The 16,535-nt window shown below is 61.6% G+C and carries 14 protein-coding genes; 11 read left to right on the plus strand and 3 right to left on the minus strand.

The features are described 5' to 3' along the window. The first annotated feature begins 331 nt into the window (after nucleotides 1–331). Complete coding sequence (gene otsB / locus ACFMO7_RS14725; RefSeq protein ID WP_376796246.1) at nucleotides 332–1,177, plus strand: trehalose-phosphatase; 846 nt, start codon at nucleotides 332–334, stop codon at nucleotides 1,175–1,177. A gap of 59 nt (nucleotides 1,178–1,236) precedes the next feature. Here the strand turns inward: otsB and ACFMO7_RS14730 are convergent, their stop codons facing one another. Next, nucleotides 1,237–2,847 (minus strand): trehalose-6-phosphate synthase, encoded by a 1,611-nt coding sequence (locus ACFMO7_RS14730; RefSeq protein ID WP_376796247.1) that lies wholly within the window; start codon nucleotides 2,845–2,847, stop codon nucleotides 1,237–1,239. A 391-nt stretch (nucleotides 2,848–3,238) separates the two neighbouring features. Here ACFMO7_RS14730 and rph point away from each other — a divergent pair, with 391 nt between their 5' ends. The 5 genes from rph to ACFMO7_RS14755 all read left to right on the plus strand — a co-directional run bounded on the left by rph (nucleotide 3,239) and on the right by ACFMO7_RS14755 (nucleotide 9,770). After that, nucleotides 3,239–3,952 carry a ribonuclease PH gene (gene rph / locus ACFMO7_RS14735; protein ID WP_376796248.1) on the plus strand — a complete coding sequence of 238 codons (714 nt, stop codon included), beginning with the start codon at nucleotides 3,239–3,241 and terminating at the stop codon, nucleotides 3,950–3,952. Nucleotides 3,953–4,771: 819 nt separating this feature from the next. Then, nucleotides 4,772–5,911 (plus strand): hypothetical protein, encoded by a 1,140-nt coding sequence (locus ACFMO7_RS14740; protein WP_376796249.1) that lies wholly within the window; start codon nucleotides 4,772–4,774, stop codon nucleotides 5,909–5,911. 17 nt (nucleotides 5,912–5,928) lie between these two features. Beyond that, nucleotides 5,929–7,071 (plus strand): histidinol-phosphate transaminase, encoded by a 1,143-nt coding sequence (gene hisC / locus ACFMO7_RS14745; RefSeq protein WP_376796250.1) that lies wholly within the window; start codon nucleotides 5,929–5,931, stop codon nucleotides 7,069–7,071. A 413-nt stretch (nucleotides 7,072–7,484) separates the two neighbouring features. After that, the gene (eno, locus tag ACFMO7_RS14750; protein ID WP_376796251.1) at nucleotides 7,485–8,810 is read left to right on the plus strand and encodes a phosphopyruvate hydratase; all 1,326 of its coding nucleotides are present in this window, start codon (nucleotides 7,485–7,487) and stop codon (nucleotides 8,808–8,810) included. 57 nt (nucleotides 8,811–8,867) lie between these two features. Continuing rightward, on the plus strand, nucleotides 8,868–9,770 hold the full coding sequence (locus ACFMO7_RS14755) for an alpha/beta fold hydrolase (protein ID WP_376796252.1): 903 nt from the start codon (nucleotides 8,868–8,870) through the stop codon (nucleotides 9,768–9,770). A gap of 176 nt (nucleotides 9,771–9,946) precedes the next feature. Here ACFMO7_RS14755 and ACFMO7_RS14760 read toward each other — a convergent pair whose 3' ends face one another. Both ACFMO7_RS14760 and ACFMO7_RS14765 read right to left on the minus strand, forming a co-directional pair. Further along, entirely contained in the window at nucleotides 9,947–10,150 is a 204-nt protein-coding gene (locus tag ACFMO7_RS14760) for a hypothetical protein (protein WP_376796253.1), read from the minus strand. A gap of 22 nt (nucleotides 10,151–10,172) precedes the next feature. Continuing rightward, on the minus strand, nucleotides 10,173–10,973 hold the full coding sequence (locus ACFMO7_RS14765) for a hypothetical protein (protein WP_376796254.1): 801 nt from the start codon (nucleotides 10,971–10,973) through the stop codon (nucleotides 10,173–10,175). Nucleotides 10,974–11,578: 605 nt separating this feature from the next. Between ACFMO7_RS14765 and ACFMO7_RS14770 the strand changes: the two genes are divergently transcribed. From ACFMO7_RS14770 to ACFMO7_RS14790, 5 genes are all read left to right on the plus strand, one after another. Continuing rightward, nucleotides 11,579–12,430 carry an XdhC family protein gene (locus ACFMO7_RS14770; RefSeq protein WP_376796255.1) on the plus strand — a complete coding sequence of 284 codons (852 nt, stop codon included), beginning with the start codon at nucleotides 11,579–11,581 and terminating at the stop codon, nucleotides 12,428–12,430. A gap of 287 nt (nucleotides 12,431–12,717) precedes the next feature. Continuing rightward, on the plus strand, nucleotides 12,718–13,689 hold the full coding sequence (locus ACFMO7_RS14775; protein ID WP_376796256.1) for a hypothetical protein: 972 nt from the start codon (nucleotides 12,718–12,720) through the stop codon (nucleotides 13,687–13,689). Further along, nucleotides 13,686–14,600, plus strand: coding sequence for a CoA transferase subunit A (locus ACFMO7_RS14780; protein WP_376796257.1), 915 nt, complete (start codon nucleotides 13,686–13,688; stop codon nucleotides 14,598–14,600). The genes ACFMO7_RS14775 and ACFMO7_RS14780 overlap by 4 nt, the downstream gene beginning before the upstream one ends. A 128-nt stretch (nucleotides 14,601–14,728) precedes the next feature. Then, on the plus strand, nucleotides 14,729–15,508 hold the full coding sequence (locus ACFMO7_RS14785) for a CoA-transferase subunit beta (protein WP_376796258.1): 780 nt from the start codon (nucleotides 14,729–14,731) through the stop codon (nucleotides 15,506–15,508). Nucleotides 15,509–15,663: 155 nt separating this feature from the next. After that, nucleotides 15,664–16,440, plus strand: a complete 777-nt coding sequence (locus ACFMO7_RS14790) for an enoyl-CoA hydratase-related protein (RefSeq protein ID WP_376796259.1) — start codon at nucleotides 15,664–15,666, stop codon at nucleotides 16,438–16,440. Nucleotides 16,441–16,535 lie beyond the last annotated feature (95 nt).

Raw genomic sequence — 16,535 nt, forward strand, 5'->3', positions numbered from 1 at the left:
ACAGGGCAGAGCAAAAGCCGTGGCACCGCAAAGGCCGGCAGAAATGGGACAACTGTCTGCGGGTGTCCTCTCCTCGCCTTGACTGCTCGCTCGGGGGCCATGCTGGCGGGCAGCAGGTCGCCTGACTGCCGTGCTGGGGCCGAGAGTAAGCCCTGCAGTAGGGAACCGCCTCTGAAACGCTTTTCTTTATTTTATATAGTACCACGCGAGGCGCAAGGCGACAACACCAGGTGATAGAATGCAGGGCGCCTGTCTGACCCTGCAAAGGAGCAGGGCCAGAGCGTCCCATGAGCACGCCACGAGACCAAAGCAAAAGGAGCGCCATGCCGATATGCTGACCGCTGGACTGCGCAACGTTTTGCTGACTCGCCCCTGCGGGCTGGCTTTCGATATTGACGGCACCCTCAGCCCTATTGCCCCGACGCCCGAAGCGGCCCGCCTCTTCCCGGGCGTCGCCTCTCTTCTGGAACGTCTGCGGCCCCACGCCAGTGTGGCGATCTTGACTGGGAGAGCGATCGGGAGCGCGGCGGCCCTGGTAGGGGTCGACGGGATTACCTACATTGGCAACCACGGCCTGGAGTGGACCACGGGTCTCCCGGAGCACCATCCTATTCGCCTGCTACCAGAGGCCGAAGCCTACCGCCTTCCAGCTCAACGGCTGCTGGCCCTGGCTGAGCAAAAGCTAGTTCCGGCACATCCCTGCCTGCAGATCGAGCAGAAAAGCATCGGCGGGACTATCCACTATCGCCGTTGTCCTGACCCAGCCACGGCCCGGCGGCAGATTCTGGAGCTGCTCAGCAGGCCGGCGCAGGAGGCTGGCCTGCTTCTCTCAGAGGGAAAGATGGCCGTCGAGCTACGTGTACCTGGCCTGAACAAAGGCCAGGCCCTGCAGCGCTTTATCGAGGAGCATCGACTGCGCAGCGCGCTCTTTGCGGGAGACGACACCACCGACCTTGACGGAGTAGAGACCCTCATCCGCCTGCGCCAGGAAGGGATCTGCCCGGCAGCCGTGACGATCGCTGTGCGTCACGCGGATACCCCTCCACGGCTGCTAGAGCGGGCCGATCTCGTCGTTGAGGGAGTGGCTGGAATGGCAGCTTTGTTAGAGGAAATAGTCGCCTTTCTAGAGGGCGAGACAGGAGCGTCCTCGCCAGGCTGGCAGGAAAAGCGTGCGTAGTGGATGACCTCCACGCGCTTTTCTTGCCAGCCCGAAGACAGCGGCATCTAGCAGCAGAGTCATCCTGCTGACAGGGACAACGGGCTGGGCGCAAGCTCAGGTTCAGTCTCCGGCTCGTTCTGTTCATTCTGCCGCTGCTGGCTCTCAGCGGCCAGACGCGCCAGGTCGAGTAGCTCATTGATATCTTCGATCTGACGAGTGAGCCAGGTCTGCAGATTGTTCTGCTCTACCATCTGACGGGCCAGCCGGGCACGCCGCTCGCGCTCCTCGGGAGGGAGCGTCAGGGCAGTGTAGAGAGCTTCAGCGGTCTCGGCCACATCCAGAGGAGAGGTCGGAATCGCCGCCTTGCCAAGCTGCTGGAAGGCACCAGCGGTCCGCGAAAGCACAAGCACACCGTTGCGCTTGTTAACGACGGCTCCTTCCTTGGCCACCAGGTTCATGCCGTCGATGATGGGATTGACGAGGAGCACATCGTAAAACTGCATGGCGGCCAAGGCCCGCGTACGGTCATTGTCACAAAAGACCTCGATGGGCTTCCAATCGGCATCGCCATAGCGGGCATTGATCTCTTCAACGAGCTTGAGCACCTCAGTATTGAGCCGCTTGTATTCGGGCAGTGATTGACGCGAAGGAACCAGGAAGGCAAGGAACTTGACTTTGCCGCGAAGCTCGGGATGCTCCTCCAGCATCTGGGCATAAGCCTGGAAACCACGAGGAATGTTCTTCGTCGGCTCGATGCGGTCGACCCGCATGATGGTCTGCTCACCCAGCAGCGGGAGAATCTTTTCGGCGGCCCGCCGACCCGCCAGGCTCTGGACAATGCGCCGCTCCTCGGCGACCGAGATCGAGATCGGGTAAGCCCGCGCCAGGGTGCGGTGTCCTTGCCAGACCACCGTTCCCTCTTCAAAGTCGACTTCAGCCCCGTCAAGGATCGTCCGTGCTCCCTCCAGAAAATTGCGCGCATCGCGTTCGGTCTGGAAGCCAACGATGTCGTTGCCCACCAGGCCACGGTAGATCTCCTGGCTGATGTTGCTGGGCAGAAAGTGCCAGCAGCGACTATCCGGCCAGGGAATATGGATAAACTGCTGGGTGATAATGGTAGGGTGCCGCTCGCGGATCATAGCGGCCACCAGATAGAGATGATAGTCGTGTAGCATGACCACCGGCGTGGTCTGCGCGCGCTCAATCTCGGCATTCACCGCCTCAGCAATGGCCTGGTTGGCTACCCGGTAACCGTTCTTCCAGGCATCCTGCAGCCGCTGGTAGTTGAAGGAGTCGCTGCTGGGATCGTAGAGATAGTGCTGCAGAAACCAGAGCACGCGGTTGCTGATGATGTCGTAGTGCTTGCGGTAGGCCGTCTTGGGAATAACTACGTAGCGGAGCTGCATTTTGAGGTTCGGCAGCGGCGAGGGAATGCGCCCACTCTCGGCATCAGCGTCGCGCGCTGCCAGTCGGTCCCCTTCCGTCATCGCCATCGCTACCCACGTGACTTCCATGCGGCTGGCCGCCTCAATCAGAGCAGTGACGACTCCCCCCGCACCCCGCCGAGACTTCAAAACTTTATCTTGTGTAAGATAAAACTCAACGGGACCGCGGTTGGTCGCAATGATGAGACGATGCGCATGGAGTGGCTCCGCTTGCGCAGGTTGCAGCGTTTTATGCGCAGACATAGGTTGATCCTTTCTAACAGGTTCTTCGCGCTTCGGCTGCGACTTTCTGCTGCTCTTCATCTCTCTCTCGCTGTCTTACTCGTTTGTCCGCTCCCTCCTTGTATGGGCCCAGTCGGGTATGCGTTGTTCGCCACTTACCCGCACGCTGAGGTACGAGAAGGTAGAGGCGACGAGAGGGAACGCAGACCTTTCTCAGCCCTCTTTAGGCGACATACGGTCAGATACCTCTGTTGGAGACACCCTTATGTATAGTACCATATTCGCTGAGGAAATGGGGCCTCTTGTCCCTGGGCGCAGGTGTCTCCGACGGGCAAGAGCCGCCTTCCTCGGTATTTTTCATGAGTCGGAACCAGGCTTTGAACAAGTTGAAATCGTCAAGAGGGCTTCGCTTATGATACGCACAGACGGGCGTTCTCAGACTCAATTACGGCCCATCCGCCTGCTGGTTGACTATCTGGACTATGCCGAAGGCTCGGTGCTCATCGAGGCCGGGCGGACACGGGTCCTGTGCGCCGCCACCGTTGAGGAAAGAGTTCCACCTTTTCTAGAAGGGAGCGGACGCGGCTGGGTTACAGCCGAGTATAGCATGCTGCCCCGGGCAACGCTCACGCGCACATCCCGCGAGCGGGAAGGGCGCCTCAGCGGGCGTACCCAGGAGATTCAGCGGCTGATTGGCCGTTCGCTGCGCGCCGCCGTGGACCTGGAGGCCCTGGGACCTCGCACGCTGATTCTTGACTGCGATGTGCTACAGGCCGATGGCGGGACTCGTACGGCTGCCATCACTGGCGCCTTTGTGGCCCTTTACCGCGCTTGCAGCCGCCTGGTGGAGCGCGGCCTTTTGCCTGCTCATCCGGTGCGCACCGCCGTGGCCGCGGTCAGCGTGGGCGTCGTCTCCGGCGAGGCGCTGCTCGACCTCTGCTATGAGGAGGACGCGCGAGCCGAGGTCGACTTCAACGTGGTGATGACGGCACATGGCGAGTTTGTGGAGGTTCAGGGTACCGGCGAGGGCGGAGTCTTTAGCCGCGCCCGCCTGGACGAATTGCTCGCTCTAGCTCAGCAGGGGATCAGCCAGTTGCTGGCCTTCCAACAGCCCTATCTGAGCTAGTCTAAACCTTCATTCCCCCATTCCTGGACCTTTCTACCCATGCAGCCTGACCCAGCGCTGCCCCTTCCTCTCACTCCCTCGCGCCCCACCGCTTGGGTCACCTGCCAGCGGTACTAAAGTACCGCTCCTCCCTCTCCGCAAGGGAGCCTGCTTCCTTGCCTCGCTCGTGGCTCTGGTACAATAAAAATGGCAGCGTTGGGGTGTGTCAGGGTAGCCCAATATGCCCCTGTCCTGCCGGCAAAGCTTGCAGGCCCCAGGGGCCCATGTTAGAATCGTCCCGCAAATGGCCGAACGCGAGAGCTAGCCGCGGAAGGCCGCTCGTCTGCAAGAGGTTTGCCGGAAGCAGGCAGGAGAACAGCAGAGACAAAGCAGCAGGGACCGGGGAGAAGATAGCCCCACAGGAAGATGCTCCGCAGAGGCAGGAGCAGCATGGCAACGGCACAATCGGCGGCTCGCTCGTTAGATAGATCAGATAGCTGAGCCGTCAAGCGACGGTGAATCCCCAGCAAGGCCCGCCTGGCAGCGAGAGCAAGGAGAGCGCCGATAGCCTCTAACCAGAGGAGCGCAGACAGAAGTCAGGAGAGAGCAGGATACGGGCGCGGAGGATTGGGCTGGCGCGGCGCCCCTCGCTGATAGATAACGAGGACAGCGGCAGCAAGCAGAGAGAGAATTAAGGGCTTGCCTGTTGTGTCGGCAGGCGGCTAGTGAGGGCCTGATGGTCTGGACGGCTCGCTGGCATGGTCTGAGGGCGGGCGGACAGCGAGCCGTGCGAAGGATAAGAGACAGCGGCATCGTAGTGTGATGTCAGAGGAGCGTATCTTGAAGAAGACAGAGCGTTCATGGTTCTGGCGTATCATCGATGTGATTAATCCTCTGCGCGATCCCAGCCTCACGGTGGCTGTTGTCCTGACCATTATTGAGGAGGCAGGACAGCACGATCCCTGGTATTGGATCGTGGTAGTCGGCCTGGTGAACTGGCTGGCGGTACGCGGTCTGGTCTGGCTGCTGGTCAACTTTACCTTTGCCTGTACCTTTTTGGCACGCCGCCTTTGGTGGGCTATCAAGCACCCACGGCTGGCCTGGCGTATCCTCGATGCAATCGGGCATGAGGAGATTGTGATCGGTGGTCTGCCTACCATTCCCGAGGGCATGCTGATGCCCGATGGCTCCTCGATTCTGAGCCTCAACCCTGCCTTCGGTGGGATAACGGTGACGGGCGAGCTGGCTTCTCCCCAAGGCCCAGTGCTTGGTTTGCCCGCCGGCCAAACAGGTCAGACAGGCCCTATGACTCAGATCGGCCAGGGAGGCGCGGACTACTCAAGCTTGCCCGGTAACTCTGGTTTCTTCCCTGGCTTGCAGCAGGCTCCGGCCTACTTCCAGAGTGGCTTCTATGGCCAGTCAGCTCCGGCCGCCGAGGGCCTGCAGCAGAGCGGCTCGCAGTCCCACAGCGCAGAAGAGGAGCGCCTCCGCCAACAGCTGGAGTCCTGCATCCGCCTGATCGAGGATTGGATCCAGTTTACCGAGGAAAAGTGGCGCACGGTCAGCGATAGCCAGCTGGGGTGGAAGCCGCTGCGCGGACGCTGGTCAAGCTGGGACGACATTTTCCAGGATACGTTTGCCGCCCGCACATCTGATCCCCTGGCTCAGGCAGCTCAGGATGCCGGCGAGGCCAACGCCCGCCGCTTCGAAAGCGCCCGCGAAAAAGGCTCCGCCGCCTCCGCTGTCGCCTGTTTCCTGCGGGATATGATGACCCTGCGCCGCGGTATGGAGATGCTGCAGGCTACCGGCGGCCAGTTGCCGGAAACTTCGGCGATGCAGCCCGTTGTCTCCCATACCTCCCTCCGCTCTTTCGGCACCAGCGGCCCTCTGCGCGGCAATACCGGCTCTAGCTCCCCTGTGCGCAATTCCCTGATTCGCCGTCCCGCTCAGATCTTTGTGGACGCTGATACTGAAAAGTAGGATGGATATATAAGCCCATGCAACCATATGCCTCGCGTGTTGTTCAGGTCCGTCCAGAGATCGAACGCATCGCTCCCTATGTTCCTGGAGAATCCTTAGAGGCCTTCTCTCAAAGAACCGGTATTCCCATCGAGCGCCTGATTAAGCTCAATAGCAATGAGAATCCTTATGGCCCTATTCCGCCGGTGCTCGCCGCTCTGGGACGCTATGTCCATTACAATAATTATCCCGATACGGATTCCACGGCCCTGCGGCGGGCGCTGGCCGAGTTCACGGGCCTCGATGAGCGCTATATCGTTCTCAGCCACGGCAGCAATGAGTTGATCAATCTGCTCTGGCACGTCTTCCTGTCGGTCGGCGATAACATCATCTGCTGCCCGCCCACCTTTACGCTCTATACGACGGTCACGACCCTCTGTGGCGCCTACGTTGTCGAGGTCCCGCGCACGGAGTCCTACGACCTCGACGTTGAGGCAATTCTCTCAGCCCTGACGCCGGAGACGAAGCTGATCGTGCTCTGCTCTCCCAATAACCCGACCGGCAACCTGGTGCCACAGGAGGATATTCTGCGCCTGTTGGAGACGGGGCGCATCGTCGTCGTCGATGAAGCCTACGTGGAGTTTTCGCAGCAGCCGCGGGGCGTGGCCCACCTGGTCCCCGAGTATCCCAACCTGGTGGTTGTGCGCTCCTTCAGCAAGTGGGCCGGTCTAGCGGGACTGCGCATCGGCTATGGTCTCTTCCCCGAGTGGATCGCCGGCTACCTGCGGCGCGCTCAGTGCCCGTTTGAGGTGAATGTGGCCGGCCATATCGCCGCCATCGAGACGCTGGCCCACCTCGATTGCGTCTGGGAGCGCGTGCAGCGCTTGATCGAGGAGCGCGAGCGCCTCTTCCAGGTGCTGGCCGCTCAGCCGTATCTGGTGCCGGTTCCTTCCCAGGGCAACTTTATTATGGCGCGCGTCTGCGATGAGGAGATTACGGTGGAGGATATCCGCGCGAGCGTCGAGACCTACGGCATCCTGTTGCGCTATTTCCAGCATCCTTACCTGCAGAATGTGCTGCGGGTGACCGTCGGTTTGCCAGAACATACCGATCTGCTGGCTCAGGCTCTGGCAGAGGTGCGGCCTGGAAGGGCAGGCCGTGGCGCCAGCAGCGCTGGCTGAGCCGGGAATCAGTCTTTCCCAGGGGTCTATTGCCAGACCCCACCGTGACCAGCCTTTGTGCCGGCCTGAGCACTTACCTCGATCGGACGCTGGCAGATCTGGAGCAGGAATCGATCAGGTGAGTCAAGCAGGCCGGCCCTCTCCTATTTGTTCTTTCCGCCTCCTTACGACTCACTTGTCCTTTCGCTGTCTTTACCCTCTATCAAAGCTTAACTTACTCAGTGCCTCGCGGATCTTCTAAATCAGCAGCCCCGGCAGGCTGCCCGACAAGAAAGTGCTTGCCCACGGCCCTTAGCGCGCGTTACAATACAGCCGGCAATGATGGGCAACGCCGCGCTATCATCGACTGTTCGTCTACCAGCAACAAGCCAAGCTAAGATCTGAGTAGAGTTGAGAGAGGTAGGTATCGTTCTATGCCTGGTGTGAGCAGAGAAAGTACGGTCATCGCGGGCCTGGTGGCTCGCGAGATTCTCGATTCGCGTGGCAATCCGACGGTTCAGGTGGAGGTCTGGTTGAAGGGTGGTGCTCGCGGCGTAGCGTCGGTTCCCTCGGGGGCTTCAACGGGCGCCCACGAGGCGGTCGAGCTGCGCGACGGCGATAGCCAGCGCTATGGCGGTAAAGGGGTGCTGACGGCGGTTCAGCATGTCAATACGACCCTGCGCGAGGCTTTGATCGGCCAGGACGCCACCGATCAGGTGGCTCTCGATGGGCTGATGGTCCAGCTCGATGGAACGCCTAATAAGGGGAAGCTCGGCGCCAACGCCATCCTGGGCGTCTCTCTTGCCCTGGCCCACGCGGCGGCCAATGCCCTTGGCCAGCCGCTTTATCGTTATCTGGGCGGCGTCTCGGCCAGCGTGCTCCCGGTCCCCATGATGAACATCCTCAATGGGGGCAAGCACGCCGATAACTCCGCCGACATGCAGGAGTACATGATTCTGCCCGTGGGGGCCCGCTCCTTCCGCGAGGCGCTGCGCATGGGGGCCGAGGTCTACCAGAGCTTGAAGAAGGTCTTGCACAGCAAGAAGTATAATACGAATGTCGGCGATGAGGGCGGCTTCGCTCCTTCGCTCAGCTCGAACCGCGAGCCGCTGGAGCTGCTCCTGACAGCCATCGAGGCGGCTGGCTACCGTCCTGGTGTCGATATCTGCCTGGGCATGGACCCCGCCGCCAGTGAGCTGTATCAGGATGGCAAGTACGTGCTGGCCCGCGAGGGCCGCAGCCTGTCGTCTGCCGAGATGGTCGATCTCTACGAGCAGTGGGTCAACGAGTATCCTCTGATTTCGATCGAGGATGGCCTGGCAGAAGATGACTGGGAGGGCTGGTCTCTGCTTTGCCAGCGCCTGGGTGGACGTGTGCAGTTGGTTGGCGATGATCTCTTCGTGACGAATACGGCCCGCCTGAAGCGCGGGATCGAGGAGCGGGCCGCGAATTCGATCCTGATTAAGCTCAATCAGATCGGAACGCTGACGGAGACGCTGGCCGCCATCGAGATGGCCAAGCGCGCGGCCTTCACAGCGGTGGTCTCTCATCGCTCGGGCGAGACCGAGGATACGACGATCGCCGATCTGGTGGTGGCCACCAACGCTGGCCAGATCAAGACGGGAGCTCCCGCCCGCAGCGAGCGCGTGGCCAAGTACAATCGCTTGCTAGTCATTGAGGAGGAGCTGGGCGAGCGCACGGCTCACTACGCGGGCTTCGGGGCGTTCTATAACGTTCCAGCACTCTACGCGCGGATGTAGAGAGAGGAGCGAGGCAGCACCTTCGTTCACAGCGCACGGAAGAGCGAGGAAGAGGCGATGACACAAAGTACTGCGCAGATACCGCGGGTGGCGAGCGCCGGCGAGCGGCGTTCGATCCGCCTGATCCATTATAATCTGACTTATTATGTGTATGGGGCCGAGCACGGGACCGATGGGGCTCTGGTGCTGCTCCACGATGTGCTGGCGGGCGCTTTCTCCTGGCGCGAGGTCATTCCTCTGCTGGCCGGTAGGGGGCGCGCCATTTATGTGCTTGACTTGCTCGGCCACGGTCTCTCCGATCATCCCTGGCCGGCAGATACCTCTGTCTGGGGCCATGCCGATTACCTGGCAATGTTCCTGGAGGCCCTCAAGCTGACGAATGTGGTGCTGGTAGGACACGGCCTCGGCGGCGGTGTGGCCCAGATTCTGGCGACCCGCCTGAGCCGCGAGCGCGTGGCGGCCCTGGTCTTGATCGATACGGTCTGCTATTTGCAGGCCTTTGCCGAGGACTGGCCGCTGCCGCAGATGAAGGAGCGTCAGGAGTATGACGCGCCTAAGCGCGCCAGCGTCGAAGATGTGCTGCGCGATCTGCGCGCTACTCTACCAGCCGCTTCAGCTCGGCCCGAGCAGTTTAAGCAGCAGATGCTCGACGACTTCGTTAACCATTGGAATAGCGAGCTGCATAAGGAGGTTCTCTATCAGCACCTCCGCAACCTTATCCCCTATTACGTGAATTCGGTGTCGAGCGATCTGCCGCGCGTGGGAAAGCCCGTGCTGATCCTCTGGGGTGAGGAGGACCGGCAGATTCCCTTGAAATATGCCCAGCGCTTGCACCGGGAGATCCCCGGCTCGCAGTTGAGCATTATTCCCCAGGCCGGCCATCTGGTGCTCTTCGATGCGCCGGAGGCGGTGGCCCAGGCTATCAGCACTTTTTTGTCAGGGCTGCCAAAGGGGGCCTGAGCCTGATCTGCTGACGGCCGCCGGCAGGCCACCAGGCCAAAGAACAGGCCCAGGTTGCCGCCCACCTTTGTCATTCTCTTCTGAACCGGTGCGCTCTCTTCTCGCAGCAGGAGCAGAGCCGACAGTCCAGAAGGGAGACGGCGACCTGGGCCAGGCGCCTGCTCCTTTGCCTTCTTTCAGGCACAGCGATGAATGTCAATGCCACCTGTCTGCAGGCGATAGGTCTCATAGTAGCGCAGGTAGTTCTGTAGAGCCTGCCAGTAGGCATCGTAGAGGCGCTCCAGCTCGATCGGTGAGGCGCCACGCTCCCCAGCCACAACCATCTCGCGCCAGAGCCTGTGCATGCGCTGTTCAGCGTACTGCAGTTGCTTCAAGGACATCTACACTCCTCGTTTCAGTGAGCTAGGAGGCCTTGCGACTCTCGTTGCGCTGACGATATTCACGGCTTAGCTGCAAAATCAGCTCGCGGGCCGCCGCGTAATCCCAGGAGGTGAGGTCGCCCGGCTCCGGCTTGCCAAGGCTATCGCAAAGCTTGCGTATGCTGGCAAGCTGCTGCTCGGTGATGGGGGCTTGCTCGCTGCCATTGTTGCTGCCCGAGCGCGATGGACGCTGACGAGGGGAGGCAGTAGCTCCCCGGGGAGCCGGGCCGGCACTGGCCGACTCGGGAGCGGCGGCCGTTGCCTGAGAGACCTCCGCCGCGGGGCCTGCCGCCCGCTCGACAGGACTATCGACAATGCGGTGCTCTTCGTCTAGCTCGGGGGCGAACTGCGTTCCGAACCCCAGAGCCGCCAGCGCGCGCCCAATGGCCCCAGTCTCAGCCTTCTCGATGAAATCAGGGAAGCTGGCGGCCTTCTCCGATTTGGTCCCCGTGGCAATGCCACCTCTGCCATCCTTGACGACAGCCCGGAAGATGACGAATCCTTTGGCACGGCGGACCATCTTCTCGTTGCGTCGGGTTTCGCTGTTGTAGCCGTAGTACTCCTCTTCGGTCTCGCTCTCGAGATCGAGATGCAGCATTTCGGTTTCAATGGTCCCCTGGGGACAGAGTTCACGGAACCAGACCAGCCGCCATTGCACGGGCAGGTAGTCGCGCAGTTCGCCGCGACTGCCGCTCCTGATTTGTACCAGGTGCTCGCTGGGATTGAAGCGCGGACGCTGCTCCTCGCGACCCTGGGAATGATGATGTTCACCAGGTGATGTCATAAGCTATTTGCTCCCTTCTTTGGCATTTCCTTCTGTCACACCTGACTCGCAAGCTTCCTGAATACCCAGGCGACTGTACTATGCGCTCTGCGAGCCGTCCCTACCCAATTCAGCCCCTCCGCCCCTCCAGACTCCCATGATCGGGTCGCTCTACCTATCAGCCATTTAGAACCTATGTTCTAACATTGTACCCGACACAGGAACGTCTGTCAACCTGGATGCTTGCTTGTCTTCGGTCTGCTGAGTGGCCGGAGGAACCTTCATAGAAGTATTCCAACGATAGCAGGTTAAAGTGGAAAGGTATATCGATCTTGAGACCATACAAGATGACTATTCTCTGGAGGACGAGAATTATTCCCTGCTCAGCGAGAGGATAACAAATTCATGGCGTTTTTGCTTCTATATCTTCTAAATACGATATATATCTATTTTTATAAATACAGATACCAACAGAGGGATCAGGGGATCGGCCAGCGGAGGTGGAGAGCAAGGCCGAGCTGATCTGTCAGGGGGGGTGGCCCATGTTCCTGTGTTATAATGAGCAGTGTCCTGCTCAATCATTGAGTAGGGAACGCAGAGAGCCAGAGACAGAGGACGAAAGAACCATGAGTGCCATTAGCCCCACAGCCGTCTACGAGGCCATCCAGGCAGCGCTGCGAAGAGGTGAGCGCGTTGGCATAGCCACTGTGGTCAAGACCATCGGAGCCGCTCCCTGCGACGTTGGAGCCCGCATGCTGCTTCATGCCGACGGAAGCGCCAGCGGTAGCTTTGGCGGCGGGCGTACCGACGAGCAGGCGATCAAGGCCATACAGCAGGCTCTGCAGGAAGGGCGCTCGTTTCTCACCCACATCCATATCGATCCCGACGAAGCCGTCGGCAGCTGTGGCGCAACTCTGGAAGTCTTTGTCGAAGCCATCTCACCGGAGCCGCGCCTGATTATCGCTGGGGCCGGCCATGTAGCGCAGGCGCTGGCGCGCTTCGCTGCCGACCTCGACTTTCGCATCGTTGTAGTCGATGATCGCCGCGACCTGGCCGACCCGCGTGCCTTCGGCGAGCGCGTCCAGCTTGTTTTTGGGGATATCGCGCAGACCATTCGGGAGCTGCGACCTGACGCCTCCACCTGGGTGGTCATTGTGACTCGCGGGCACCGGCTCGACGAGGAAGCTCTGCGCGCCGCTGTGGAGAGCGAGGCCGCCTATGTGGGTATGATTGGCAGCCCCGGCAAGATTCGCAACATCTTCCGCAACTTGCTCAAGGCAGGCGTTGCCCGTGAGCGCCTTGAACAGGTGCACACTCCCATTGGCCTGGATATCGGCGCCGTCACCCCTCAAGAGATCGCGCTCAGCATCGCCGCCGAGCTGGTCATGACCAGACGCACAGGCACCAAAGGCACAGGGGCACCGCTCAGAACGCTGCACCACCTGATCGAGGAGGTTGCTTCGGCGGTGAGCGCCTGAGCGCGCGAGCAAGCAGGGCAGCGGAAGGGGCCAGGCCCGGTCTGGCCCGCACTCGCAGCCCTGGCAGGGAGGGGGGAGGCTAAGCCTACCGCCTTCTCTTCCCGATTTCCCCCAAGACGCCCGCTTGTGATACGATGGCAATAGAGACAGCGTCTGTCTGGTCCTGGCAGCAGTGACCAGCTTGCCTGCCGTCTGGCCCCACCGTTGGGCCTGGCTACAGACTATGCGCAGCCGCTGGCTTTAGATCAGCTAATCAGACTATCGGGGTTTTTCGGGAAGGACACGCTATGCTGCGAAGCGAGCATCCGAGGATTCTCCTGGCGCTGCTCCTCTGCCTGCTCATCCTGAGCGCCTGCGGCAGCGCCGGTTCCACCGTTATGCCCTCGCCCTCCTCTTCGGCTGGTGCCGTCCGCTCGCCATCGCCAAGGAGCACAGCCAGCGCTTCCCCCACGGCCAGCAGCACAGCGGTAGTGCCGGCAGCGCCGCGCCACTACCGCAGCCATCTCCTCTTACGCGGCTATGGCAGGCCCGATGATCTCGCCCTCGATGCCCAGGGCAACCTCTTCTTCAGCGACGCCCACAACGGTACCATCAACCGCCTGAATCGCGATGGCACGGTGAGCGTGCTCGCGCGCGGCCTGGCGGCGCCGGAAGGACTGGTCGTGCTCCAGGATGGTACAATCATCATAGCGGAACAGCGCACCAACCGGCTGCTGCTGCTGATGCCAGGCGCGCAGATGCCGCTGGTTCTGCGCACGCTGCCGGGCACCCCAACCAGTCAGCCATGCAAAGCGGGGATCGACGGTCTGGCCTTCGACCAGACCACACAGACCCTGATTGTACCGGATAGTCCCACCGGCGAGGTCTACCGCATGAGCCTGGATGGCCGCAACCTCCAGCCGCTGGCGAGCGGCATGGTACGCCCGGTAGGAGCTGCCGTCGATGGAGCCGGCAACGTCTATGTGGCCGACGAATGCGGCCAGGCAGTCTGGCGTATCAGCCCCAATGGGCAGAAGGTCCGCTTTGGCGGCTTCGGCATGCCGGACGACGTCGCCTGGGATGGACATGGCAATCTGCTGGTGATCGACCTGGCGCCCGCCGTGCATGCCCTGATTCGCTTGCAACCGGCCACCGGCCAGCGCGAGACGCTGGCAAGCCAGGGCTTTATCGAACCACAGGGACTGGTCATCGACCAGCATGACCACATTTACGTGGCCGATGATTATGCAAACATGATCGTGGAGTTTACACCGACATGAGTAAGCTGCTCTCTATGACTGAGGCGATCAGACGCTACGTCCCCGACGGGGCATCGGTAGCACTGGGTCTGGCCCTGGAGCCCTGTATTCCCTTCGCCGCCGGCCATGAGATCATTCGCCAGGGTCGCCGCGATCTGACCCTGATCGGACCAATCTCCGATATCCTGTTCGATCAGCTGATCGGGGCCGGCTGCGTGGCCAGGATTCAAGCGGCCTGGGTGGGGAATGTGAGCGAGGGTCTGGGCCACTGCTACCGACGTGCAACGGAGCAGGCCCTGCCTCGCCCCATCGTCACCGAGGACCATAGTAATTTCACGATCGGTCTGGCCCTGCGCGCCGCCAGCCTGGGCGCCCCCTATATTCCTACCCGCTCGCTCCTGGGGAGCGACATCCCGCGCAAGAATCCCAGCTTTCTGCAGGCTACTTCTCCTTTCGATGGCAGCCCCTTGCTGCTGGTGCCAGCTCTGCAACCCGATGTGACCATTCTCCATGTCCAGCGCAGTGACGAAGATGGCAATGCCCACCTCTGGGGTAGCCTGGGCATCTGCCAGGAGGCCATGCTGGCCGCGCGCCGGGTGATCATTGTCGCCGAAGAGATCGTCGGGCGCGAAGTCATCGTCAGCGACCCTAACCGCGTCATTGGGCCATCTTACAAGGTCTGCGCAGTCGTGCACGAGCCGTGGGGCGCCCATCCCTCCGCTGTTCAAGGCTACTACGATCGCGACCATCAGTTCTATCACGAGTACCATACCCGCACCCGAACGCCCGAGGGATTCCAGCAGTGGCTGGATGAGTGGGTTTTCGGCCTCAAGACGCGCCAGGAGTACCTGGCCCGGCTGGGCGAGGCCCGTCGCCAAGCCCTGGGCGTCAAGGAGCATCGCTACGCCGCCCCTGTCGACTACGGTTATTGATCTGACCGAGTGTGGCTGCTGAGATCCTTGCGCCCTCTGGCCGAAAGGCAGGAACGCAGCCAGTCGCCCCCCGGCCCTGGCAGCAAGCAAGCAAGCAAGAGAGCGCTCTGGTAAGGAGGAACAGGGAAATGGACTATACGCCCCGTGAACTGATGGTCGTCTGCGCCGCACGCCAGATTCGCGATGGCGAGCGGGTCTTTGTCGGCATGCGTCTGCCTCTGCTGGCCTTCGCTCTCGCTAAGCGCACCCACGCCCCCAACTGTGTCGGTATTTTCGAAACGGGCCTGATTCGCGACACACCAGCCCGCGAGCTGCTCTACACCATGGGCGATGCCCCCAATATCAGTGGAGCGCTCTGGGCCACCGGCACTATTAATGTCATCGGCCTGATGGCCGCAGGCGAAATCGAGCTTGGTTTCATCGGCGGCGCCGAAATCGATCGCTACGGGAACCTCAACACCTCGTTGATCGGCGACTGGCAACAGCCGCGCGTTCGACTGCCAGGCAGCGGCGGCGGCGCCGATATCGCTTCGCTGGCCCAACGTCTGGCTATCATTATGCCTCACGAGCGTCATCGCCTGCGCGAGCGCGTCGACTTCGTGACCAGCCCAGGCTACGGCTATCCCGACGAGCATGGACCAGCGGGGGTGGCCTGGCGCCAGCGTGTGGGCCTCCCGCGCGGCGGACCAGCCGTGTTGATCACCACCCTGGCTGTCTTTAGCTTTGATCCCACCACTGGCGAAGCCCTGCTGCAGTCCTACCATCCCGGCAGCAGCATCGAGCAGGTTCAGGAGCAAACGGGCTGGCCGCTACGCCTGGCCCCCGACTGCGCCGAAACCGTTCCTCCAACTGCGGAGGAGCTGCGCCTGATCCGCGAGTGCGACCCACACGGCGTCTGGACCAGCTAAGCGTTCACTGTCTCACCGTCGCGGGCGCGGGACCCGCAGAGCAGGCTCCTTTTCTTTCCACTGGCGAGCATGGCCAGGCCCCACCCTCCACCGGGAGGGCAGGCCCTCCAGGCTCTCAGTGGCTTAGAGGATAGACCAAAGCAACGAGGAGAAGTATGGCTGAATACCAATACATTCTGGTTGAACGCGATGAACGTGTAGGTATTGTTACGCTCAACCGGCCCAACAAGTTGAACGCCCTCAACACGCAGCTTGTCGCCGAGCTGAGCACGGCCCTGGAAGAGCTGGACCGCGACGAGGCCATTCGGTGCATCGTCATCACTGGGGCCGGCGACCGCGCCTTTGCTGCTGGAGCCGATATCGAGGAGATGGCCGATAAGTCGCCGATCGACATGCTCCTGGGCGGCTTCGAGGCCTGGGAACGCATCCGGCGTATCAAGAAGCCGCTGATCGCCGCCGTCAATGGCTACGCCCTTGGCGGAGGCTGCGAGCTGGCCCTCCACTGCGACATCATCGTGGCTTCTGAGAATGCCCGCTTCGGGCAGCCGGAGATTCTGTTGGGTATCATCCCCGGCGCTGGCGGCACCCAGCGTCTGGCACGCACGCTCGGCAAGTATCGCACGATGGAGATGGTGCTGCTGGGCAACCAGATCAGCGCCCGCGAGCTGGCCGAGCTGGGCCTGGTCAACCGCGTCGTGCCCCCGGGCGAGCATCTCAAAGAGGCCCTCAAGATCGCTAAAGAGCTGGCCGAGCGCCCGCCCGTCGCCGTTCGCCTGGCCAAGGAGGCCGTACTGGCCGCCTTTGAGACGCCGCTAGAAGAGGGGCTAGAGGCTGAGCGCAAGAACTTCTTCCTGCTCTTCGCCAGCGAAGACAAACGCGAGGGCATGCGCGCCTTCCTCGAAAAGCGCCGGGCCCAATTCCAGGGGCGCTGAGAGGGATAGGCCACAGCGGTCTGGTCTGGCCACTGGCGGCCCGTGCCAGGGCCAGACCAGGTCGAGAGCGGGCGTTTTCTTTTCCACTGTCAAGC

Source organism: Thermogemmatispora sp., assembly GCF_042408735.1.
In the GTDB taxonomy this organism is placed as follows: domain Bacteria; phylum Chloroflexota; class Ktedonobacteria; order Ktedonobacterales; family Ktedonobacteraceae; genus Thermogemmatispora.

Bases quoted from the DNA above. Each gene is read 5' to 3' on its own strand.
- otsB (WP_376796246.1), top strand. From the start codon at position 332: ATGCTGACCGCTGGACTGCGCAACGTTTTGCTGACTCGCCCCTGCGGG.
- ACFMO7_RS14730 (WP_376796247.1), bottom strand. From the start codon at position 2,847: ATGTCTGCGCATAAAACGCTGCAACCTGCGCAAGCGGAGCCACTCCAT.
- rph (WP_376796248.1), top strand. From the start codon at position 3,239: ATGATACGCACAGACGGGCGTTCTCAGACTCAATTACGGCCCATCCGC.
- hisC (WP_376796250.1), top strand. From the start codon at position 5,929: ATGCAACCATATGCCTCGCGTGTTGTTCAGGTCCGTCCAGAGATCGAA.
- eno (WP_376796251.1), top strand. From the start codon at position 7,485: ATGCCTGGTGTGAGCAGAGAAAGTACGGTCATCGCGGGCCTGGTGGCT.
- ACFMO7_RS14755 (WP_376796252.1), top strand. From the start codon at position 8,868: ATGACACAAAGTACTGCGCAGATACCGCGGGTGGCGAGCGCCGGCGAG.
- ACFMO7_RS14760 (WP_376796253.1), bottom strand. From the start codon at position 10,150: ATGTCCTTGAAGCAACTGCAGTACGCTGAACAGCGCATGCACAGGCTC.
- ACFMO7_RS14765 (WP_376796254.1), bottom strand. From the start codon at position 10,973: ATGACATCACCTGGTGAACATCATCATTCCCAGGGTCGCGAGGAGCAG.
- ACFMO7_RS14770 (WP_376796255.1), top strand. From the start codon at position 11,579: ATGAGTGCCATTAGCCCCACAGCCGTCTACGAGGCCATCCAGGCAGCG.
- ACFMO7_RS14775 (WP_376796256.1), top strand. From the start codon at position 12,718: ATGCTGCGAAGCGAGCATCCGAGGATTCTCCTGGCGCTGCTCCTCTGC.
- ACFMO7_RS14780 (WP_376796257.1), top strand. From the start codon at position 13,686: ATGAGTAAGCTGCTCTCTATGACTGAGGCGATCAGACGCTACGTCCCC.
- ACFMO7_RS14785 (WP_376796258.1), top strand. From the start codon at position 14,729: ATGGACTATACGCCCCGTGAACTGATGGTCGTCTGCGCCGCACGCCAG.
- ACFMO7_RS14790 (WP_376796259.1), top strand. From the start codon at position 15,664: ATGGCTGAATACCAATACATTCTGGTTGAACGCGATGAACGTGTAGGT.